Here is a 22,524-nt window from a genome sequence, read left to right as displayed (position 1 = left end):
TTTTTCCTTGGTGTTACTCGAATGTTTCGGCGTCTGCCAACGTGAGCGCCTGCTGGTCCTTCTGGGAGAGAATCGGCTCGCCTTCAATCATCGGCCAATCAATCTTGAGCGTAGGGTCATTCCAGAGCAGCGAACGCTCGTACTGCGGCGAATAATAGTCTGTGGTCTTGTACAGAAATTCTGCATATTCCGAAAGCACGACGAAACCATGCGCGAACCCCTCTGGCACCCATAGCTGCTTGCGATTTTCCGCCGACAGTTCGACACCAACCCAACGTCCGAAATTTGGTGAACTGCGGCGAATGTCAACGGCCACGTCGAACACTCGTCCAGCAACGACCCGCACCAGCTTCCCTTGGGGATTCTTGATCTGATAATGCAGCCCCCGAAGTACGTTCTTCGCCGAGCGAGAATGGTTGTCCTGAACAAATTCCCTGTCTGCGCCGGTACCTTCCTTGAACGCCTTCGCGTTAAAGCTTTCATAGAAAAAGCCGCGCGCGTCTCCAAAGCACTTGGGTTCCAGAACGAAGACCTCAGGCAGCGCAGTCGCTTCAAAGGTGAAATTCACGCTACAGCCTCCTTGAGCAGCCGACTAAGATAACGGCCATACTCGTTCTTAGAAAGTTCGCCCGCAAGCTGGCCGAGGTCATCCACCGAAATCCATTTGTTGCGATACGCGATTTCCTCGGGACATGCCACCATCAAACCCTGACGCTTCTGCAGAGTCGAGATGAACGTCGACGCTTCTAATAGCGAGTCGTGCGTACCGGTATCGAGCCAAGCGTAACCGCGCCCCATGATCTCGACGTTCAACTGCTGCTCGCGCAGATAGTGAAGATTAACGTCGGTGATCTCTAACTCGCCACGTGCCGAAGGCCGAATAGTCGAGGCGATGTCGCACACCTGATTGTCATAGAAATACAAGCCAGTCACCGCATAATTCGAACGGGGCGACTTCGGCTTTTCCTCTAGCGATATCGCGCGGAACGCCTCATCAAATTCGACGACACCATAACGTTCGGGATCATGCACGTGATAGGCGAACACGGTCGCCCCATTCTCGGCGGACGTAGCGCCTGCCAAAAGTGCATGAAGATCGTGGCCGTGGAAAATGTTGTCGCCGAGAATCAGTGCGGACGGATTGTTGCCAATGAAATCACGTCCGATGATGAATGCCTGGGCGAGGCCATCAGGTGTCGGCTGTACCGCATAGCTAATGTTAAGCCCCCAGCGATGACCATCGCCCAGCATGTCGGAAAAGCGCGGCGTATCCTGAGGTGTCGAGATAATCAGGATGTCGCTGATCCCCGCGAGCATCAGCGTGCTGAGAGGGTAATAAATCATCGGCTTGTCATAGACCGGCAGCAACTGCTTAGATACCGATCGGGTGATCGGATATAAGCGTGTGCCCGATCCACCCGCCAGGATAATTCCTTTACGTTTCATGAGATTTTTAGATAGTTGGCAATGCAACCACGTTAGGCCATGACCTGCGCGGTTTCGACTAGCTGGTCGATAACGTAATCCACGCCGGCTTTCCAGTTCGGCAATCCGATGCCGAAGGTTTCGCGCAATTTTGTCGTATCCAGCCGCGAATTTGCCGGTCGGGGCGCGGCGCTCGGATACTCACTCATCGGAATCGGGCGGACCGCATCTTCCGCAACGCGCAATGCCACCCCTTTCGCTCGCAGCGCCCGCAATGCGTAGTCGGCATAGGCATGCCATGTGGTCTCGCCCGACGGCGCAGCGTGATAGACGCCTGACGGAAAACTGGCAGGGGCAGCAAGGTAGCGCGCGGCCATAATCGCCGTGATATCCGCAATCAGCGACGCAGGCGTTGGCGCGCCGAACTGGTCCGCCACGATCGACAACGCATCGCGGCGCATCGCGGCGCCGACAATCGTCTTCAGAAAATTGGCGCCATGTAGGCCGAACACCCAGCTTGTACGGATCACGGCATGCGATGTGCCACTCGCCTCGACACAGCGCTCGCCTTCGAGTTTCGTCTTCCCATACACCGACAACGGATCGGGCTGATCTGACTCGCGGTACCAGCCTTCCTTCGCACCATCAAATACGTAATCCGTCGAATAGTGGACCAGGAAGCTGCCCAGTTGCGCCGCTTCCTGGGCGAGCACGGCTGGCCCGTCCACGTTGATCTTGCGTGCGAGTTCAGGTTCTGATTCAGCCCGATCAACCGCTGTGTAAGCACCCGCATTCACAACGATTCGCGGCCGCAGGTTTCGCATGACTTCAGCGATTCGTGCGCCGTCCGCCAGATCAAGGCTGGCTCGATCAAACGCTACAACATCGCCCCACAAGCTCAGTGCCCGACGCAGTTCGAATCCGAGTTGCCCCCGTGCGCCAGTCAGCAAGATCACCGGTCGCCCGGCTGTGCCGTAATCAACCATACTGCTTCGCCACCCAATTACGATACTCGCCCGACACCACGTCCTGCACCCAGACCTGATTGTCCAGATACCACTGAACAGTCTTGCGCAGCCCCGTCTCGAAGGTTTCGGCGGGTTTCCAGCCAAGCTCGCGCTCCAGCTTGCGCGCATCGATGGCATAGCGGCGGTCGTGGCCGGGGCGGTCCTTCACGAACGTAATCTGATCGCGGTACGAACCCGTGGCCTTGGGCTTCAGCTCATCCAGCAGGTCGCATAGCGTATAGACGACGTCCAGGTTGGTCTTCTCGTTCCAGCCACCCACGTTGTAGGTCTCGCCCAGACGGCCGCGCGCGAGCACCTCACGGATCGCCGCGCAGTGGTCGCCTACATAGAGCCAGTCGCGCACGTTCTGACCATCCCCGTACACCGGCAGCGGCTTGCCGCCGAGTGCGTTGGTAATGATCAGCGGAATCAGTTTTTCCGGGAAATGGTACGGACCGTAGTTGTTGGAACAATTCGTGGTCAGCACCGGCAGTCCATACGTATGGTGGTATGCGCGCACCAAGTGGTCCGACGCTGCCTTGGAGGCCGAGTATGGGCTGTTGGGGGCGTACGGCGTGGTCTCCGAGAACTGCGGGTCGGTGGCGCTGAGCGAGCCAAACACTTCGTCGGTGGAAACATGCAGGAAGCGGAACGCCGCCTTGGCGTCGGCATCGAGCCCGCCCCAATAGGCGCGCACGGCTTCAAGCAGCGTGAACGTGCCGACGATATTGGTCTGAATGAATTCGCCCGGGCCATGGATGGAGCGATCCACGTGGCTTTCGGCCGCAAAGTGCACCACTGCGCGCGGCTTGTACTGTTCGAACAGGCGATCAAGCGCGGCGCGGTCGCAAATATCCGTCTGCGAAAACACGTGGCGCGGGTCGCTTTCCACGGCGGCCAGGGTCTTGCGATTGCCCGCGTAGGTCAGCTTGTCGACGTTGACGATGCCGTCAGCGCTGGGGTTTGCCAGCCAGTTCAGAACAAAATTGCCGCCAATGAAGCCGGCACCGCCTGTGACGAGAATATTGGACAACCTCTGTGCTCCTTGTCGCGTGTCTCTATACGCGGCTGGGTCCGCGCCATGCCCGGTTTAAGAGCGGCGGACTTTGTTGAATGCAATAAGAAGTGGCGTATTCTATCCGACCCCAGGGTTACCCCTCCCAAACGGCCCGATCTTTTTGTAGCGCGTTGTAACACCCGAGACCTTGACGTCTCGTCATCCACAACGCGCGACTTGCACTGCACATGACAAGCGCGTCACCCGTCCCCCACGCCATCGGCGACCTCCAAGGCTGCTGCTCCCCTCTCCAAACGCTGCTGGCCGCCCTCCCCGCCGATGGGCCCCTGCGTTTCGTCGGCGACCTCATCAACCGCGGCCCCGAATCCCTCGCCACCCTCCGCCAAGTCATCGCGCTGTGCGACTCCGGCCGTGCCCGCACGGTGCTGGGCAATCACGACATCCACCTCCTAGCGGTCGCGGCGGGTGTGCGCAAGCCGGGCAAGCGGGACACACTCGCCGAGATCCTCTCTGCGCCCGATAGCGATCAACTCATCACATGGCTGCGCCATCAGCCCTTGGCCATCTTCGAAAATGGCTTCCTAATGGTGCACGCGGGCGTGCTGCCTCAATGGACAACGGGTGACGTATTGGAACTGGCCGGCGCGGTGGAACGCGAGCTGCGCAGCGCCCATTGGAAAACCTTCCTGGCCGATGCGTTTGGCAATCATCCTGATAAGTGGAGCAACGATCTCGTCGGTATGGACCGCCTGCGCCTGACCATCAACGCCCTGACGCGCCTGCGTTTCTGCAAGCCTGACGGCATGATGGAGTTCGAGACGACGGATGCGGACGGCGCTCCGGATGGCCACATGCCGTGGTTCGATGTGCCTGGCCGGCGCACCCGTGGCACGCCGATCGTGTTCGGGCATTGGTCGACACGCGGGCTGGTGATGCGCGATGACGTGATGGGGCTGGATACGGGCTGCGTCTGGGGCGGCAAGCTGACGGCGGCGAAGCTATCGCTAGCGCCGGCTGGCCGTGAAGTGATCCAGGTGGATTGCGAGCAGGCGCAGGACCCGCTCGCGCACAAGAAGTAACTGCTTGGTCTAGCCCGCGCGGGCGATCAGGGCCGCAACGGCTTCCTGGCTGTGTGTCGCCAGCGCGCGGCGGTCCATCTCCGGGGCCACAGCGGGGCCGACAAACACTTCCACCACCAACGGCGGCCCGTTCAGGATGGCATTGAGCGTATCCATCATCGACAGATCACCGATATAGGCAGGAATGGTCGTCAATTCACCGGTCGCCGCGATGCGATAACGCAGCGCCAGCGGGCGGATAGGCGCCCCAGCACTCACCGGTGCCTGGAACAGGTTGGCGTGGAAAGGCAGCAGTTGCAGCCCATCTGACGTCGTCCCCTCAGGAAACACGCAGATCGCGTCGCCACCCCGCATCGCATCGGCGATGGCGTGCATGATGCGGTGCGCATCGCGCTTGCGGGCGCGCTCGATGAACAGCACGCCGGTCTGCGCACACAGCCAGCCGATCACCGGCCAACTGCGAATCTCCGACTTGGCGACGAAGCGCGGCGGGTACCAGCTATTGATCGCGTAGATGTCGATCCACGACACGTGGTTGGACACGAGCATCGAGCCCGCCAAGTCCTTACCCTCAACCGGCTCGCCATGCACGACGAGCGAAACGCCAAGCAGTGCCAGCAGCTTGTGCGACCAGTGTTGAATCAATGCCTGCTTGGTGCGCGGCTTGATCCACCAGAACAGCAACGCGCACGTGGCGAGCCCCTCGACAAGATGCACCACCAGCCGCAGCTTGCGGAGCAAGTGCTTGCGCCGAGGCGTGCTCACCTCGGTGGGCGCGCCGGCCATGCTCGGGTCAATGCCCGTCATAGGCAAGGTGACCGGCGACCAGCGTGGCGCGCACGCGGCCGGCCAGCTCGAAGCCCAGGTACGGTGAGTTCTTGCCTTGGCTGCGCAGCGTGCGCGGCTCCAGCTTCCAGATGGCTTCCGGATCGAACACGCACACATCGGCCATCGCGCCCACTTCCAGCGAACCCGCATGCAGGCCCAGCACACGTGCCGGCTCGCTGGTGATGCGCGCCAGTGCCTTCGGCAACTCAACCTTGTGCTCGGCAGCCCAGCGCAGCGTCAGCGGCAGCAGGGTTTCGAGGCCGGTCGCGCCGGGCGTGGCTTCGGCAAACGGCAGCAGCTTCTCGTCGTCATCCACGGGGGTGTGGTCCGAGCAGATCGCGTCGATGGTGCCGTCGGACAGTGCGCGCACGATGCCATCGCGATCACGGCCCGAGCGCAGCGGCGGCACGAAGCGCATCTGCGAGTTGAAGTAGCCGATGTCGACGTCGGTCAGCGAAATATGGTGGACGTTCACATCGCAGGTGACCGGCAGTCCTTCGGCCTTGGCGCGGCGGACCAACTCGAGGCCGGCGGCCGACGACAGGCGACACAGGTGCACGCGCGCGCCCGTGCTGCGAATCAGTTCGAAGATGGTGTGCAGGCGCACCGTCTCGGCCATCACCGGCACACCGGAGAGGCCCAGGCGCGAGGCCAGCGGACCACTCGCGGCCACGCCGCCCTTGCCCAGATACGGATCTTCCGGACGCAGCCAGACCGTAAAGCCGAACGTCTGCGCGTATTGCATCGCGCGCATCAGCACCTGCGTATCGATGATCGGCGAGTCGGCTTGCGAGAAGCCCACGCAGCCGGATTCGGTCAATTCGGCCATTTCAGTCAGCACCGCGCCCTTGAGGCCTACCGTCAGTGCGCCGAGCGGATACACGTGCGCCTGGTTCAGATTGCGCGCGCGGAACTTGAGCATCTCGACCAGGCCGGGTTCGTCCAGTACCGGGTCCGTGTCCGGCGGGCACACCAGCGAAGTCACGCCGCCGGCCATCGCCGCAGCCATTTCCGATTCGAGCGTGGCCTTGTATTCGAAGCCCGGCTCGCGCAGGCGGGCAGACAAGTCAATCAGGCCCGGGCAAACAATCAAGCCCGTCGCGTCGATGGTCTTGTTGGCATGGAAATCCGCCGGCGCATGGCCGACGCCCACGACCTTGCTCGCTGCGATGTACAGATCCTGTTGTGCGTCGATGCCGTTGGCCGGGTCGATCAGGCGGCCGCCTTTGATATGCAGTTTCATCGGTCTTCTTAGTCGTTGTTGCCGGCAACAATGCCCATCACCGCCATACGCACGGCGATGCCGAACGTCACCTGATTCAAGATCACCGACTGCACACCGTCGGCCACGGCGGAGTCGATCTCCACGCCGCGGTTCATCGGGCCCGGGTGCATGACGATGGCGTCGGGCTTGGCCAGCGCCAGGCGTTCTTGCGTCAGGCCGTAGGCCTTGAAGTATTCCTGCGCGGACGGCAGCAGCGCGCCGCTCATGCGCTCGTTCTGCAGACGCAGCATGATGACCACGTCCACGCCCTTCAACCCCTCTTCCATGTTGTGGAAGACGCGCACGCCCATATGCTCCAGACCGCCCGGCAACAGCGTACGCGGGCCGATGGCGCGCACTTCGGCACACCCCAGCGTCGTCAACGCGTGGATGTCGGAACGCGCCACGCGCGAGTGCAGGATGTCACCAACGATCGCCACCGTCAGGTTGGAGAAATCCTTCTTGTAATGGCGGATGGTGAACATGTCGAGCAGCCCCTGCGTGGGGTGCGCGTGGCGGCCATCGCCCGCGTTGATCACGTGCACGTGCGGCGCGGTGTGCTCGGCAATCAGGTACGGCGCGCCGGAACTCGCGTGCCGCACGACAAACATGTCCGCCTGCATGGCCGACAGGTTGTTGATCGTATCGAGCAGCGACTCACCCTTGCTGGTGGACGACGCGTTGATGTTCAGGTTGATCACGTCCGCCGACAACCGCTTGGCCGCGATCTCGAACGTGGTGCGCGTGCGCGTGGAGTTCTCGAAGAACAGGTTGAACACGCTCTTGCCGCGCAGCAGAGGCACCTTCTTCACCTCGCGGTCAGAATCCGATACGGAGACGAACTGCTGCGCGGTGTCCAGCACGTGCGTGAGGATGTCGCGAGACAGCCCCTCAATCGACAGCAGGTGCTTGAGCTCGCCGTTTTTCGTGAGCTGCGGGTTGGCGAAAGTCTTGGGCATGGAGAAGACGAAAGCGACGAAAAAGCGACGACAGGTCAGGTTAAAACAGAAACGATGCAGCGCAGGCGCTCAGGCACCCTTGGGCTCGCGCGTGAAAACGAAGCGTGCGGAGGCACCCTCGCCAGACTCGCTCAGCACGAGCGACTCATTGGCGGGCAGCGTGACGCGTTCACCGATGTAATCTGGGGCGACGGGCAACTGGCGCTCGCCGCGGTCGACCAGCACGGCCAACTCCACCGCAGCGGGGCGGCCGTAGTCGAACAGCTCGTTGATGGCCGCGCGGATGGTGCGGCCGCTGGCCAGCACGTCGTCCACCAGCAGGATGCGGCGCTCGTTCACGTCGAACGGCAGCGTGGTCGGCTGGGCCTGGGCATGCAAACCCTTCTTGGCGTAGTCGTCGCGGTGCATGGCGACGTTGACGACGCCGTATTCCGGCAGCCCGAGGTCATGCGCCAGGCGCTTGGCAATCCAGGCGCCACCGCTGACGATTCCGGCGACCGACCAGGCATGGCCCTCGGCCATCCGCGTGCGCAGCTGTGCAACGAGGCTCTGGTAGAGGGCCTCGGCATCGATCTGTTGCGATGTCATGATTCGTCGAAGAACTGTTGGAGGATGATGCGCGCGGCTTCAGCGTCGAGCACATCGTCGGAGGCACCGGCATCCTGCGCGGCGATCGACGAATACCGCTCGTCCACCCAGGTGACCGGCAGGCCATAGCGGCCATGCAATTGATTGCCGAAGCGTTTGGCGAGCTTGATCATCGGCTGCACCTCGCCATTGGGGCCATCGGGGTGCACAGGCATGCCGACGACGAAGCCGACCGGCTCCCACTCCTGGATCAAGCGCGTGATCTGCTCGAAGCGAAAATCGACCGAACGGTTGGGAATGGTTTCCAGCGCCCGTGCCGAGCGTGAAATCGTATTGCCCAGCGCCACGCCGATGCGTTTTTCGCCGTAATCGAATGCCAGCAAGGTGCCGTCAACAGGCACGGGGGCGATGGCCGGATGCACCGGCTCAGGCATGCCCTGCCTCGCCCGACAGCATGGCGGGGTTGATACCGAGCAGGTTCAGCGCAGCGGCAAACCGCTGCTCGGCAGGCACGTTGAAGATGATTTCGGGATCGGCCTGGACAGTCAGCCAGCCGTTACGGCTGATTTCGTCTTCCAGTTGGCCAGCGCTCCAGCCGGCGTACCCGAGGGTCAGGATGAAGCGATGCGGGCCACCGCCCTGTGCGACGGCTTCGAGCACATCCTTGGAGGTGGTCATTTCCAGCCCACCCGGCACCGCCAGCGACGACGAATACGCGCCCGTGGCGTCGTGCAGCACGAAGCCACGCTCGGTCTGCACCGGGCCGCCGTAGTACACGGATTGTTCTGCGAGGGGGTGGATTTCGAGCTTGAGATCGATCTTGTCGAACAGTGTCGCCAAGTCGATATCAATGGGGCGATTGATCACGAGCCCGAGCGCGCCGCGCTCGTTGTGCTCGCACATGTACACGACCGTTCCCGAAAACGTGGAGTCCGCCATGCCAGGCATAGCGATCAGGAACTGATTCGTGAGATTGATGGGTGCGTCCGGCGAGGCCATACAACTAGTTTACCAAAAGCCCCCGGCCATCGCCCCTTTCATTTGGAGGAAACGGCCTCGGCGGCAAGATTTTTTGTGCTGACTCAGGCACCCGAGCCGGTTGCGCGCGGCGGCGTGGCGTTCAACGCTTCCAGGTCGGCTGCCTCAAGCCAGCGCCATTCCCCCGGAGCGAGATCGCCCAGCGAGAGCCCGCCGATCGTGCTGCGATGCAACCCAGCGACGTGGTTGCCGGCTGCCGCCACCATGCGTTTCACCTGGTGGTATTTGCCCTGCGTGAGCGCCATGCGTAGGTGGTGCGTGTCGACGCGCTCGGCCCAGGCAGCGCTTACGTTTTCATTCTCGTCGGCCAGGAGCACGCCGGCACAGAGTTGCGCGACCTGGGCGTCGGTCACCGGTTCGGCGGTGGTGATTTCATACACCTTGGGCACTTGGTGCCGCGGGCTGGTGAGCGTGTGGACGAACTGGCCATCGTCGGTGAGCAACAGCAGCCCGGTGGTGTCCTGGTCGAGGCGGCCGACGCACTGCACTCCGCGTTCACGCAGCGGCACCGGCAATAGCGTGTACACGCTCGGATGGTGCTTCGGCTTTTGCGAGCACTCCACGCCGGTCGGCTTGTTGATCATCAGGTAGGCGCGTGCGTGATACGTCCAGCGTTCGCCGTCCACGTCGAGCACCAGGCCGGCGGTATCGACCAGCGCGTCGGGGTCTTCCATTTCGGCATCGTTGATGAACACCAGGCCCGCGAGCACGAGGTCCTTGCAATAACGGCGCGTGCCAAACCCCTGCGATTGCAGGATGCGATACAGCGGAAGACGAGCAGAAGATTCAGCCATGACAACAACGTGAAGAAGACAATACAGCGGCGCTTTTGCGATACGCTCAGCCGATCTTTGATCCAGCCGAACCATCGATGCCCGCCACCACCCAACGCCGCACACCCTATGCAATTAGCGCGCATTTCCAGCGCGGGCTGGTGTGGTTCCGGCGCGATCTGCGGCACTTTGACCATGCGGCGCTGCATTATGCCCTGCGCCACTGCCGCGAGGTCTATTGCGTGTTCGTATTCGACCGCGACATCCTCGACGCGCTGCTGGCGCGTGGGCTGAAGGCAGACCGCCGGATCGAGTTCATCCGCGCGTCCATCGAGGCATTACGCGAGGCGTTGCGCGAGGCCGGCGGTGACCTGATCGTCGTGCATAACCACCCGCGGCATGCTATTCCGGCGCTGGCACGCCAGCTTCATATCGAAGCGGTCTTCGCCAACCACGACGAAGAACCGGTCGCGCAGGCCCGTGACGAAGCCGTGCGCAAGGCGCTGGCTCAGCAGCCGTGTGCCTGGTTCGACTTCAAGGACCAGGTGATCTTCGAGCGCGACGAAATCCTGAACGGCCAAGGCAAGCCGTACGGCGTCTTCACGCCTTACAAGAACGCCTGGCTGGCCGCGCTCACCCCGTTCGACCTGCGCGCATATCCCACGGAGCCGTACTTCGGCGCGCTGGCCAAGGTGCCGCAGGCGCTGACGCACGCGGTACCCTCGCTGGAAGCGATGGGATTCGCCCCTTCCAACCTATCGGAGATCGCCCTGCCGACCGGCATGGCAGGCGCCGAAACGCTACTCAATGATTTTGAAGCGCGGATGGATGACTACCATGCGCGGCGTGACTTCCCTGCCGTGCGGGGCCCCAGCTACCTGTCAACGCATCTGCGTTTTGGCACCGTGTCGATCCGCACCTTGGCCTCGTGTGCCCACACAGCCATGCTGCGCGGCAGCCGGGGCGCGGCGACGTGGCTGTCCGAGCTGATCTGGCGCGACTTCTATTTCATGATCCTGCACCACCGTCCGGATCTGGCCGACGGCGCGTCATTCCACCCGGAATTCGATCGCGTCCGCTGGGTGGATGGCGACATCGGCGATACAAGCTTTGAAGCTTGGAAAACCGCACGCACCGGTTACCCGCTGGTGGATGCCGCCATGCTGCAAATCCACCAGAGCGGCTACATGCATAACCGCCTGCGCATGGTGGCGGCCTGCTTCCTCATCAAGGACCTGGGCGTCGATTGGCGACGCGGGGAGCAGTACTTTGCCGACGTGCTCAACGATTTCGATTTCGCCGCCAACAACGGCGGTTGGCAATGGGCGGCGTCGAGCGGCTGCGACGCGCAACCGTGGTTCCGCATCTTCAACCCCGTCACGCAATCGGAGAAATTCGACCCGCAGGGCCGCTTCATCCGCAGGTACCTGCCGCAACTGGCAGGGCTGCCCGACAAGTACCTCCACGCGCCTTGGACAGCACCAGCCAGTGTGTTGAAGGAGGCCGGCGTGGTACTGGGCGAAACGTACCCGCACCCGATCGTCGATCACGCCGCCGCACGAGCGGCCACGCTTGACCGCTACGCCGTCACCAAGGCCAATCGCACATCAGGCGCTCAAGCCGCTGCGCTCAGCAAAAGCGAGGCCGCATAGCGCACCAAAAACAACGGGCCGGTGATGATGCACCGGCCCGTTGTTCTTTCTGCCTCAGGTGGCGTCAGCTCGCCTTGGCCGCCGGCGCGCGTTCACCGATGAGTGTGCGCAGATGCTGCAACAACTCCTCTTCGTTGTACGGCTTGCCCAGGTAGACGTTCACGCCGATCTCCGCTGCGTAACGGCGATGTTTGTCCGCCGTACGCGAGGTGATCATGATGATCGGCGTGGCGCCGATGCGTTCGTCCGCACGCACGTTGCGCGTGAGGTCGAAGCCGTCCATGTGCGGCATTTCGATGTCGACGAGCATCGCATCCGGCGTGACTTCCTGCAGTTGACGCAGTGCATCCACACCGTCGCGTGCCAGCACGGCTTGATAACCCGAACGCGTCAGCAGACGCTGCGTCACCTTGCGCACCGTGAGCGAATCGTCGACCACCATGACGATCGGCTGCGTGGCCAGGCCCGGCACCGCGTCGGTGTTGCCGCTGCGCGAGAGCTCGGCCACGGCGCCCGTGGTTTCCTGATCGCCCTGCGGCAAACCCAGCGCGGCCGCTTCACGCTCGAAGCGCTGCGTGAGCACCACCGGGTTGTAGATCAGCACGATCTCGCCGTCACCCAGCGTGGTCGCACCCGCGATGCCTTCCAGACGTGCGAGGTGCGGGCCAATGTGCTTGACCACCACTTCACGGTTGCCGATCACTTCGTCAACGTGCACGGCTGCGCGGTCGGCGCCGCTGCGCACCACCACGGCGGGCGAGTACTTACGCGCGCCCATCACGGGCTGTGCTTCTTCAAGCAGCGCGCCGAAGTAATGGAACGGCACCGGGCCCCCAGACGCAGTAGGCAGTTGCAACGCCGCAGCGTTGTAGGCCTCGGCCAGCGCCTGCGGACGCAGTTGCTGCACGTGGTCGATCATGCCCGACGGAATTGCGTACACGCGCTCGCCCACGCGCACCAGCAGCACCTGCGTAATTGCGGTGGTAAGCGGCAGGTGAATCGTGAAGCGCGTGCCGACATCCGGCGTGGTTTGCAGCGAGATGCGGCCGCCAAGCGCCACCGTCTCCGCACGCACCACGTCCATGCCCACGCCACGGCCGGCCAGCTCCGACACCTGATCGGCGGTGGAGAAGCCCGGCGTGAAGATCATCTCGGTAAGGCGCGCATCGCTGGCCTCTTCGTCGGGGGCCAGCAGTTGGCGCTCGAGTGCGCGGGCACGGATGCGGTCGAGGTTGAGGCCGCCACCGTCATCGACGAAGTTCAGCACGACTTCGTTGCCTTCCTGCTGCACTTCGAGCGTCAGCTCGCCTGCTGGGGCCTTGCCCTTGGCGCGGCGCTCGTCGGCAGTTTCAATGCCGTGCGCAACCGCGTTGCGGATCATGTGCTCGAGCGGACCGCCCATGCGGTCCAGCACGCTGCGGTCCAGTTCCACCGTACCGCCCTTGATGAACAGGCGGACTTCCTTGCCGGTTTCCGACGCGGCCTGGCGGGCGACGCGATACAGACGATCGGCCACGGTATCGAACTGCACCATGCGCGCGCGCATCAGGCTGCGCTGCAAGCCGCGCGTGAGGCGTGCCTGCGTTTCCAAGTCGAGCGATGCCTGGTCGAAACCGCGGAACAAGTTCTGCTGCACCGTGGCCACGTCATTGACGGACTCGGCCATCATCCGCGTCAGTTCCTGCAGGCGCGTGAAGCGGTCGAACTCCAGCGGGTCGAAGGCTTCGGCGTGCGCTTGCGCATCGGCAATGCGCGACTCCATCTGCGTTTCGGCCTGGATTTCGATCTCGCGCACCTGCGAGCGCAGACGCGCCACGTTGTCGTTCAGTTCCGACAGGTAGGTCTTGAGCGCATCGACTTCCGATTCCAGACGCGCACGCGCGGCACCGACTTCGCCGGCATCGTTGATGAGCGAATCGAGCGCACGGGCCTGCACCCGCACCATGGCGCGCTGGCGTTCGGCCACTTCCAGGGCCTCGGCTTCAAGGCTGCGCGCACCGGTCAGATTAACGCTCGTCGTGGTGGCCACCGCGGGCAGCATGGACGTGCCGGAGGAGGCCTGTGTATCTGCCGGCATCTGCGGCGCATCGGCAGCGTCGGCCAGGCCGGCGTCCAGCGGCAGCACCTTGCCCGCGCCCAGCGCATCGACGTGCGCCTGGATGCGGTCGAACCAGACGTAGAGCTTGCGGAACAGCGCGTCGTCCACGCGGTTCTGACGCAGGCCGCCTACAATGGCGCTTTCCATTTCGTGGGCGACCTGGCCCAGCGTCATCGCACCAGCCATGCGCGCACTGCCCTTGACGGTGTGCAGGTTACGCAGCAGCAGGCCAGAGGCGCTACGGTCTTGCGGCGCAGCTTCCCACGCACGCAGATGCTGACCCAGTTCGGGCAGCGCGGCGTGCGCTTCTTCCAGGAAGATTTCCAGCAGCGCCGGGTCCAGCGCGTCGGTCGGGGCCTGGCGCACGAGTTCAGCCACCGCCGGTTCAGCGACAGGCGGCTCGTACACCGGCGTCAATGGCACGAGGTCTTGCGCGGGCGTGAAAGCGGGCTCGTCTGCCAGGCCAGCGGTTTCGCTCTCGGCTTGACCGGCTTCGACAAAGACTTGCGGCGCCGGCTCCAGCGGCAGGCGCGGACGCACCAGCACGCGTTCGCACAACTCTTCGAGGCTGCGGCGCAGCGGCTCGTCGGTCTCGGGCCAAACGCTGGCAGCAAACTGATGCAGCATGCCGCGCATGCGCTCAACAGCCTGGTCGAGCAGACGGAAGTCGCCCGGATGCATCGCCACGGGGCGGCTGTTCAGGTTCAGCAGCACCTGTTCCAGCGCATCGGCCAACTGGCGCACGGGCTCCAACTCCACCACGGCTGAACTGCCTTGCAGCGTATGCGCGGCACGCAGGGCCAGCTCGCTCGGCGGCGTGCGGCCTTCATGGCGCCACTCCGAGAAATCCACCCCCAGGCGGCGGATCAGATCATCCGCTTCCTGCAGGTAGACGTTGTACAGCGCCACACTCACCCGCACCGGGCCGATGACCTTCACGCCATCGTCGTGCGGTGCCTCTTCCTGCTCGCCGGTCTGCGCGAACGGGAAGGGAATCACCTTGGCGTCCGCTGCAACTTCGGTTTCCGCTTCGTTGGCAACAGGCTCAACGACAGCGTCTTCGGCCACTTCAACTGCTTCGGCCGGCTCCGCAATAGGCTCGGCAACGGGTTCGATCGCCGCCGCTTCCATGATCGGCTCGGTGACGAGCTCGACCGGGGGCTCGGCCACCGGCTCCACGAACGGCTCTGCAGCCTCAGGCTCGCTGACTTCGGGTTCGATGGCGGGTGCCGTCGCCTCAGGCATCGGCGCTTCGACTTCGGGCAGCGGGGGTTCGTCGTCCCACGTGAGCGTCGCCGCTTCGTGCGGCTCGACAGCCGGCTCCTGCGGTGCAACCTCGACTGCCAGCGCTTGCGGTTCTGCCGGCGCTACATGTTCGGCAGGTGCGTGTGCTTCCTGCACGGCGTGCGACGTTTCGAGCCACACGAACGGGCCGCCATGGCGTACGCGTTCGGCAGCGGCGACCAGCGGTTCGATCGGGTGATCGGCTTGCGGCGATTGGGCAATCGCGGCCGCCCACGTCGACAGCTCGGATTCGGCACGCGTAAGCAGCGCAGCCAGATCGCGGTTGGGTACACGACTCTCGGCCAGCCACACGTTCATGACCTGTTCGATGGCCCAGGCAGCCTCGCCATAGCGCGTAAGGCCGACCATGCGGCCCGAGCCCTTGAGCGTGTGGAAGGCACGGCGCAATTGCGTGAGCAGATCCAGGTCCGAGCCGGTCGCCACGCCGCCGCTGCCGGCTTCGGCGGCAGCTTGCAGGGCATGCAGATCCGTACGCACGCCAGCCAGCACTTCGTCGGCTTCGGACAGGAAGATGTCGAGCAACTCGGCATCAATGGATTGCGTATCGCGCGCGACAACTGCAGAGGTTGCAGCGCTGGATTCGGCGGCCGGCACAGCGGCCGGTGCGGCCAGCGCCGCTTGCATACGCTCCAGCGCGCCTGCACTGCCCGCCTGCCAAGCATCGAATTGGGCCAGCGCCTCTTCCAGACGGCGGCGGCGCGCCGGGTCATCGTCGATGGCGGCGGCGTCGCGGGCTTCCTGCAGCGCGGTGCGCAACTCAACGGCCAGCGGGTCGGTTGGGTCGACGGGCTGCTTGGCCAGCAAGCGGTCCAGCATGGCATGCAACGGCGATGCCGCATCGGCATCCGCAGCATGCGCATCGATTTCCGTAGCGGCTTGGGCTTCGCGGCGGACCAGCATGCCGGTTCCAACATCAAAGGCGAACGCCTGCCAAGCGGTCTCGCGCTCGGTCGGGGTCAGCTTGCCTTCAATGACGATCTCGTCGACCTGTCCACCGGTCAGCTCGGTGCCGGCAGACAGCGCATCCAGCAGGCCCTGCAGCCCGCTGACGTTGGCGGCCAGCGCAGCGAGGTAGCGCTCACGGTCGGCCACCGCGTCAACGCCGGCGGCTTGCAGCGCGGCGATGGTCGATTGCGCGACTTCCGTGGCGTGCACGGCTTCGTATGCGTCCAGCGCAGCAAAAGTGCCCTGCATTTCGCCGAACAGTCGGGCGGCTTCTTGCAGGCCACCGCTTTGTTCACCTTCGCGCTCAAAGGCGTCAAGGTGCGTCTCGGCCGAAGCCAATTGCGTTTGCAGCGTGCGGACCTGCTCGGCACGCGCACGGCGTTGTGCGGTTTCGTCGGCCAGCAGCGCGAGCCATGCAGGCGCAGTGTCGCCATCGTGGGCGGCCAGTTCGCTGCAGCGCGCAGCAAACCAGGCGCTGCGCAAATCGCCAGATTCACCATGTAACGCCCAGGGGCGAGCCAGCATGCGCGCGAGGAATTGCAGCGTGGGGGCCACGTCGTGGCCACGCGTTTCCGTCAGGCGTGATGACAACTCCGCCAGTGCGGGTTGACCCAACGCATGCGCGTGCATGGCCAGCGTCTGCAGCGCGGCGTCGATCTCTTCGGCGTCGGGCGATGGTTGCTGGCTCAGCGTTTCGAGTGTGCGGCCCACGCGTTGCAGCATGTCGCTGGAATCGGCGGGCAGCAGTGCGTAGTACTGGCGCGTATGCAGCGCACCGGCGGGTGCGTGCGTGGGCGGAATCGCAAAGGCCTGCACGCAGGCGACGATGTCGGGCCCCAGCGTGTCGTCGCCCACCGGAGCAGCAGGTGCGTTGTGGTAAGCCATGCCCGCCAGCAGGTACAGCGCGTCGGTCAGCAGACCCTGCGGCAGGTGGATGTTGTTGTGCGAGTACTGGCGCAGCAGCAGGTTGACGCGCGCGGCCAGGCGCTTGGCCGTCATGTCGACAGGCACGAGGCCCGCACGCAGCGCGCCGAAAGTCAGCGCCAGCACGAGCCAAAGATCACGCTGCAGGTCATCACCCGTGCGGCGCGGTTCGCGTTCCAGTGCGCGAATGCTGTGCAGCAGTTGCTCCAGCGGCGCATAGGCGGCTGCCGCGGCGGCGGGGTCGGCTTGCGCGCCCTCGCCGGCCGGTGCGCGCAGCGCGGTCAGCAGCGCAAGTTCGAACTTGCGGCGCAAGCGCGCCAGGCCCGGCAGATCACGCGAAGGCAGCAAGAGCGCCGGCAGGTGGCGCAGCTCATCGGCCCACAAGTCAGCCGGGTGAATGCGCTCTTCGCCCAGGCGGGCGAGCACGGCTTGATACGGTTGGAACAGGCGCAGCGGCTCTTCGGCCATGCCGGCCATCAGGTCGGCCACGTATTCCTGCATCGCCTGCACGGCGCGCGAGAATACATCCAGCGTCTGCATGTCCGACGGCACGGTGCCGGCATCGACCGCATCGAGCAGCCGCTTGGCGGCCTGGCAGTACACGTCGATACCGCGCAGGCCGACGATCAGCAGTGCGCCGGCGGCCTGGTGCAGATATTGACCGGCCAGACGCAGCGACGTGGTGTCGCGTGCGCCAATGACTTCCGGGTTGGCAACGATATCGGCCACGTATTCGCCGAACTCGCGCACGGCGTCGTCCAGCGCGGCGCGCATGTTGGGCGCTACCCAGGCCAGCGCGGAAAGATCGCGTGCCGGCACGGCAGACTTCTGACGCGCCACAGGGGCTCCCACCGCCTCAAACGAGGCAGCATCTGGCGGGGCGGGCTGCGCGGAAGATTGATGATGCATATGTGCTTCCAAAAAGCAGGAGGCGGTTGCCGCGATTGCCCGGGGTTGGCCCCTTCGGCGTTCCCGCCCGAAATCCAGTGACGGCGTCGATCGTGACGCCGTTACGTCACGCAGTGTCGCAGCTTAGGCGATACGGAACCGTGCCACCGAGTCACGCAGTTCTTCTGCAAGCTGCGTGAGCTGGCGCACCGACTGTGCGGTCTGGCGCGTACCGGTCGACGTCTGTTCCGTGATGTGCAGAATCTGTTCGATGTTCTGCGCCACGTCGGAAGCCAGCGTCGCTTCGTGCGAGGTCGTCTGCGAGATGCTCTCAATCAGTTCGGCAAGCTGGCGCGACACGCGGCCGATCTCCACCAGTGCGGTACCGGCGTTATCGGACAGCTTCGCCCCTTCCACCACACCCGCCGTGCTTCGCTCCATCGCGTGCACCGCGTCTTGCGTGTCGGTCTGAATCGTGCGGATCAGCGCACCGATCTGCTTGGCTGCCTCGGCAGAGCGTTCTGCCAGGCGCTGCACTTCCTCTGCCACCACCGAGAAGCCGCGACCGGCTTCGCCAGCCGATGCCGCCTGGATGGCAGCGTTCAGTGCCAGCACGTTGGTCTGCTCGGTAATGTCCGAGATCAGCTCCACGATTTCACCGATCTCCTGCGACGATTCGCCCAGGCGCTTGATCCGCTTCGAGGTTTCCTGAATCTGGTCACGGATGTCGTTCATGCCCGTGATGGCGTTCTGCACAGCCTGCTGACCTTGCTCGGCAGCGGCCAGCGAAGCGCGTGCCACGTTGGCCGATTCCGCCGCGCCGCGCGAGACCTGCGTAATGCGGTCGGCCATCTCCACCACCGACTGACCGGTCTGGCGAATCTGGCGGGACTGTTCTTCCGATGCGGCCACCAGGCTTTCCGACGTGCTCTGCACTGCGGACGAAGCCTGCGTCACCTGCTCGGCCGTCTGCTGCACCCGGCCCACCAGTTCGCGCAGTTCTTCCACGGTGTAGTTCACCGAGTCAGCAATGGCGCCGGTAATGTCTTCCGACACGGTGGCCTGCTTGGTCAAGTCACCGTCTGCGATGTCCTGCAGCTCGTTCATCAAGCGCAGAATTGCGGCCTGCGTGTTGTCGTTGTTGCGCTTTTCCACCATCCGGCGCTCTTCCGCTTCACGCTGACGGGCTTCTGCTTCCATCGTACGCACGCGCGAATCGCGCAGGTACAGGGCAGCCAGGCCAGCCAGGCAGACCACGGTCAGGATGGCCGACAGCACCACCCCACCCAGGGTCAGCGGGCGGTTACGCACGCTGCTCGCATACGCAGACTGCAGCTCCGACAGGTTGGCACGCAGCTTTTCGTTGTCATTGAAGATCTGCTGCTGGGCGCGCTTTGCAGCAATCAGGCCCGGCAGGTTTTCCAGAATGATCTGCGTGGTCTTCTGCACGTTGTCGAAACGCGACTGCAGTTCCACCAGGTAGCCCTTCGTTTCCGGATCGGTCACCGGCGACAGGCGCAGCGCTTCCGAGCCGTTGAGCAGGCCGTTCAGGGTTTCATTGAAGGTGTTGGTGTCCTTACCGAGCAGGAACGCCGTTTCCGGGTTCACGCCTTCACCGGCCAGGAACTCGTTCATGTTCTTACCCAGACGCTGCGTCAACATCACCAGCTGCGACGAGGCGGCCACTTCACGGGCCGGCGCGTTGGTCTGCAGCTTCATCGACGAGATCTGTTCGGCTTCTTCCAGCAGTTCGGGGTTGGACGCGTTGAACACGTTCAGCGTCTTACCCACCGCCACCAGCGTCTTTTCCTGCGCGAGCACCGCTTGGGCGCTCTTGTCGCTGCGCTTCCACTCGTCGATCGACTTTTGCAGCAGCGCTTCAGCGTCGCCGCCGGACGTGGCACGCACACCGCGATCGGAGTTGCCGTTCTTGAGCGCATCCAGGTTCTCTTGCAGGCGCGCGCGGCTTTCCTTGAGCTGGGCGAAGGCGTTGGTGTTACCCAGCAACGCCACCGGCACCGCCTTGGCCAGACGCTGCGAGTGCATCAGCGTGTCACCGGCAATTTCAATCTGCACCGAGCCGTTGTTTGCCTGGCGGTTATCCAGGTACACCGAGATCAGCAGGGCCAGCAGGCCGACCACCAGGCCGATGGTGAACACACGCTGCTGTGCGGCAAACGGCACGCGCTCCATCCAGCCAACGATGGCGTCGACCGGGGTGCGACCCAATTGCGTGGGCGCACCAGCGGGATTGTCGTCATCCTCGCGGGTCGGATCATCCAACTGCACGGAAGCGGCGGCCAATGCGCCCTCCACGGCAACCTCTGGCGCCCCTGCCTCGCTCTTGGCACGGCGACCCGCGTTGAACCACTTGAACCCCATAGGACCCTCTTGTTTTGTCGATGCCACTGTCTCGTCTTGTCGAGAACAGCCGCATGGATTTCCCATCCGCGTCCACACCTTGTCTTGCCTGGTGTGGTCCGCACCTCTTGCCCCTATGCGCGTTTCGCTCCGGGTGCGAATGCGCGCAATCTTTCTTGTTCGTTGCCGGGCCAATCGAGCGGCACCGGTCTGTACTGCAACTGACTAAAGACTAAACGGCTGATTTGCTGACGACTTGCGCCGCACCATCATGCGCGGCTGCGGCCCACCTGCAGGAAGGCCGGATCGGCCAGCAATTGGCGCACATCCAATTCACGCCACAACAAACCCTGAGCATCGCGCCAGGCGCGGCCCTGCCAGGGTCGGTTCTCATCCGGGGCGGCCTCGGCCGGCTGCAGATCACTCAGGCTGCGCAAGCCCGCCACGCGCGGCACCAGAATCGCGCAGGCGCGCTGCGGGTCCTTGGACAGCACCACGATCTTGGCGCCCGCGGTGCCGGCCGTCGCGGCCTCCCCGCAGAACAGGCCAAGATCGATCACACCCAGCAACGTGCCCCGCGCATTCACGAGGCCCAGATACCAGGGTTGCGTCAGCGGCACACGCGCGGGCGCCTGGTAGTCCAGCACTTCGCCCGTTTCCGTCAGCGACAGCAGCCAGTGGTGCTCGCCGATCTGCACCCCCAGAAAGCCTTCCGACGACGACTTGGCGCGCGCCTCTTGCAGGCGGCGTGCCAGCATCGCCTGGTATTCATGCAGGCGCTGGCGGGAGGTCAGGTTCGAGCGGGTTTCGGTCATGTGCGATGCCTTGCGGGCGATTCCGGGCGATTGCGTATGGCCGCTTACTGCGGCAGCTTGCCGATCTTTTCGAGCAGCTCTTCAGCCTTGACCGGCTTGACGATGTAGTCCGACGCGCCTTGGCGCATGCCCCACACGCGGTCGGTTTCCAGCCCCTTGGTCGTGCAGATGATCACGGGGATGTTCTGGAAACGCTCGTCCTTCTTGATGGCGCGGGTGGCCTGGTAGCCGTTCTGGCCCGGCATCACCACATCCATCAGGATCAGGTCGAAGGTCTCGGCTTCGAGCTTGGCCATGGCCTGATCGCTATCGGCAGCCACCGTCACCTTGAAACCGTTCTTGCCGAGAATTTCCGACAGGTGCAGCGCTTCGGTCGGGGAATCATCGACCACCAACACTTTCTTGATTGCCATAAAAACAGTCCTTCGATTGATAGAGATGCCGTCATTGCCTGGCAGCTTATGCCGCCGGCAAATGCGTCTGGACCGCCTCCAGCAGCGCCTCTTTGGTGAAAGGCTTGGCGAGGTGGTCCACCGCCCCGACCGACTTGCCCCGCGCGCGGTCAAAAATCCCGTCGCGCGAAGACAGCATGATCACGGGTGTGGCATGAAATTTTGGGCTTTTCTTGATGAGCGCACACGTCTGATAGCCGTCCACGTTCGGCATCAGGATGTCGCAGAACACGAGATCGGGCTTCAGATCGCCGACCTTGGCCAGGGCGTCGAAGCCATCTTCGGCCAGCACAACCTGGCAGCCAGCCTGCGTGAGGAAGATCTGCGCGGTACGGCGAATGGTGCTGGAATCGTCAATCACCAGCACTTTGGTGCCGGCAAGAGGGCTTGCCAGAGGTTGGGAGTCGGTCAGTTGTTCCACCCGCGCGGATTGCATCTTGTTCTCGGCATACGCGACTACGGCGACCATGGGTCGCCATGACATTCTGACCGGATGGATCGCGGCAAATCGCCGCGCAGCGTGCCTTCCCTATGGGAAAAGGCCATCGCTGACGACGACTTCAAAACTACGCCCCCCGGCCCGCTTATGAAGTGTGAAGCTCAGAATTTGACGAAGTGTGACAAGTCACCCATCCGCCGTCAATGATGCCGTTCATGCGACGGCCCTCAGACGGGTGCTTGTGGCATGGAAGCGACGAGCGTCATCGAGCCGTCACTTCTTGATATTTGGCTGTCGGCAAGAGGGCGACCGCTCACTTGCCGCCCATTTGCCGACGAGAGACAGGCTCAGATCCGACTCAGATCTGCACCATTTCGAAGTCTTCCTTGCGCGCGCCGCACTCGGGGCACGTCCAGTTGATGGGCACGTCTTCCCACTTCGTGCCGGGGGCGATGCCGTCATCCGGTGCGCCTTGTTCTTCGTCGTAGATCCAGCCGCAAATCAGGCACATCCACGTCTTGAGTTCAGTATTGGTATCGCTCATAGGGTAAAGCTGGGTGGTTCCGTCTATTAAAATGGCAGGCCAGATGGTACCGAATCACGCCCGCGTGCGCCATAACAGGCGCCCAGCGAGCACGTTGTTTGATTGCATCCCACCGGCTTCTG

Annotated in this window: 19 protein-coding genes; 2 read left to right on the top strand and 17 right to left on the bottom strand. The window is 63.7% G+C overall.

Going from position 1 to position 22,524, the window contains the following annotated elements; genetic code table 11:
- Window positions 1-13: 13 nt before the first annotated feature.
- The 4 genes from rfbC to rfbB are packed head-to-tail and all read right to left on the bottom strand — an operon-like array spanning window position 14 to window position 3,465.
- Window positions 14-568 (bottom strand): dTDP-4-dehydrorhamnose 3,5-epimerase, encoded by a 555-nt coding sequence (gene rfbC / locus ACN9M1_RS03455; RefSeq protein WP_426397404.1) that lies wholly within the window; start codon window positions 566-568, stop codon window positions 14-16.
- Window positions 565-1,446, bottom strand: coding sequence for a glucose-1-phosphate thymidylyltransferase RfbA (gene rfbA, locus ACN9M1_RS03450; RefSeq protein WP_426397402.1), 882 nt, complete (start codon window positions 1,444-1,446; stop codon window positions 565-567). Before rfbA ends, rfbC begins: the two co-directional genes overlap by 4 nt.
- Before the next feature lie 32 nt (window positions 1,447-1,478).
- A complete protein-coding gene (rfbD, locus tag ACN9M1_RS03445) occupies window positions 1,479-2,411 on the bottom strand; it encodes a dTDP-4-dehydrorhamnose reductase (protein WP_426397400.1) in 933 nt (310 codons plus the stop codon).
- Window positions 2,404-3,465 carry a dTDP-glucose 4,6-dehydratase gene (gene rfbB, locus ACN9M1_RS03440; RefSeq protein ID WP_426397398.1) on the bottom strand — a complete coding sequence of 354 codons (1,062 nt, stop codon included), beginning with the start codon at window positions 3,463-3,465 and terminating at the stop codon, window positions 2,404-2,406. The genes rfbD and rfbB overlap by 8 nt, the downstream gene beginning before the upstream one ends.
- Window positions 3,466-3,677: 212 nt before the next feature.
- Here rfbB and ACN9M1_RS03435 point away from each other — a divergent pair, with 212 nt between their 5' ends.
- On the top strand, window positions 3,678-4,529 hold the full coding sequence (locus ACN9M1_RS03435; RefSeq protein WP_426397396.1) for a symmetrical bis(5'-nucleosyl)-tetraphosphatase: 852 nt from the start codon (window positions 3,678-3,680) through the stop codon (window positions 4,527-4,529).
- Between the two features lie 9 nt (window positions 4,530-4,538).
- Here ACN9M1_RS03435 and ACN9M1_RS03430 read toward each other — a convergent pair whose 3' ends face one another.
- The 7 genes from ACN9M1_RS03430 to ACN9M1_RS03400 all read right to left on the bottom strand — a co-directional run bounded on the left by ACN9M1_RS03430 (window position 4,539) and on the right by ACN9M1_RS03400 (window position 10,000).
- A complete protein-coding gene (locus tag ACN9M1_RS03430; RefSeq protein WP_426397394.1) occupies window positions 4,539-5,336 on the bottom strand; it encodes a lysophospholipid acyltransferase family protein in 798 nt (265 codons plus the stop codon).
- Window positions 5,323-6,600 (bottom strand): dihydroorotase, encoded by a 1,278-nt coding sequence (locus ACN9M1_RS03425; protein WP_426397392.1) that lies wholly within the window; start codon window positions 6,598-6,600, stop codon window positions 5,323-5,325. The genes ACN9M1_RS03430 and ACN9M1_RS03425 overlap by 14 nt, the downstream gene beginning before the upstream one ends.
- An 8-nt stretch (window positions 6,601-6,608) precedes the next feature.
- Complete coding sequence (locus tag ACN9M1_RS03420) at window positions 6,609-7,580, bottom strand: aspartate carbamoyltransferase catalytic subunit (protein ID WP_426397391.1); 972 nt, start codon at window positions 7,578-7,580, stop codon at window positions 6,609-6,611.
- A 69-nt stretch (window positions 7,581-7,649) separates the two neighbouring features.
- Window positions 7,650-8,168 (bottom strand): bifunctional pyr operon transcriptional regulator/uracil phosphoribosyltransferase PyrR, encoded by a 519-nt coding sequence (pyrR, locus tag ACN9M1_RS03415; protein ID WP_426397389.1) that lies wholly within the window; start codon window positions 8,166-8,168, stop codon window positions 7,650-7,652.
- Window positions 8,165-8,602 (bottom strand): Holliday junction resolvase RuvX, encoded by a 438-nt coding sequence (ruvX, locus tag ACN9M1_RS03410; protein WP_426397387.1) that lies wholly within the window; start codon window positions 8,600-8,602, stop codon window positions 8,165-8,167. Before ruvX ends, pyrR begins: the two co-directional genes overlap by 4 nt.
- Window positions 8,595-9,167: a YqgE/AlgH family protein gene (locus tag ACN9M1_RS03405; protein ID WP_426397386.1), complete on the bottom strand. Its 573-nt coding sequence runs from the start codon at window positions 9,165-9,167 to the stop codon at window positions 8,595-8,597. Before ACN9M1_RS03405 ends, ruvX begins: the two co-directional genes overlap by 8 nt.
- An 83-nt stretch (window positions 9,168-9,250) precedes the next feature.
- Complete coding sequence (locus ACN9M1_RS03400; protein ID WP_426397384.1) at window positions 9,251-10,000, bottom strand: 16S rRNA pseudouridine(516) synthase; 750 nt, start codon at window positions 9,998-10,000, stop codon at window positions 9,251-9,253.
- Between the two features lie 77 nt (window positions 10,001-10,077).
- On the opposite strand from ACN9M1_RS03400, the gene ACN9M1_RS03395 reads away from it, so the two are divergent.
- Window positions 10,078-11,631: a cryptochrome/photolyase family protein gene (locus ACN9M1_RS03395; RefSeq protein WP_426397382.1), complete on the top strand. Its 1,554-nt coding sequence runs from the start codon at window positions 10,078-10,080 to the stop codon at window positions 11,629-11,631.
- Window positions 11,632-11,695: 64 nt separating this feature from the next.
- On the opposite strand, the gene ACN9M1_RS03390 is transcribed toward ACN9M1_RS03395, so the two are convergent.
- From ACN9M1_RS03390 to ACN9M1_RS03365, 6 genes are all read right to left on the bottom strand, one after another.
- Window positions 11,696-17,812, bottom strand: a complete 6,117-nt coding sequence (locus ACN9M1_RS03390) for an Hpt domain-containing protein (protein WP_426397380.1) — start codon at window positions 17,810-17,812, stop codon at window positions 11,696-11,698.
- A 123-nt stretch (window positions 17,813-17,935) separates the two neighbouring features.
- Window positions 17,936-20,173: a methyl-accepting chemotaxis protein gene (locus ACN9M1_RS03385; protein WP_426397379.1), complete on the bottom strand. Its 2,238-nt coding sequence runs from the start codon at window positions 20,171-20,173 to the stop codon at window positions 17,936-17,938.
- A 248-nt stretch (window positions 20,174-20,421) separates the two neighbouring features.
- Window positions 20,422-20,967, bottom strand: a complete 546-nt coding sequence (locus tag ACN9M1_RS03380) for a chemotaxis protein CheW (RefSeq protein ID WP_426397377.1) — start codon at window positions 20,965-20,967, stop codon at window positions 20,422-20,424.
- Between the two features lie 44 nt (window positions 20,968-21,011).
- A complete protein-coding gene (locus ACN9M1_RS03375; RefSeq protein ID WP_426397376.1) occupies window positions 21,012-21,380 on the bottom strand; it encodes a response regulator in 369 nt (122 codons plus the stop codon).
- Between the two features lie 46 nt (window positions 21,381-21,426).
- A complete protein-coding gene (locus tag ACN9M1_RS03370; RefSeq protein ID WP_426397374.1) occupies window positions 21,427-21,855 on the bottom strand; it encodes a response regulator in 429 nt (142 codons plus the stop codon).
- A 361-nt stretch (window positions 21,856-22,216) separates the two neighbouring features.
- Entirely contained in the window at window positions 22,217-22,402 is a 186-nt protein-coding gene (locus ACN9M1_RS03365) for a rubredoxin (RefSeq protein ID WP_021196743.1), read from the bottom strand.
- Between the last annotated feature and the right edge of the window lie 122 nt (window positions 22,403-22,524).

This window comes from Ralstonia sp. R-29 (genome assembly GCF_049913345.1).
Lineage (GTDB): Bacteria > Pseudomonadota > Gammaproteobacteria > Burkholderiales > Burkholderiaceae > Ralstonia.
The sequence above is the reverse complement of the archived record's forward strand: the minus strand, read 5'-3'. Positions and strand labels throughout refer to the sequence as shown.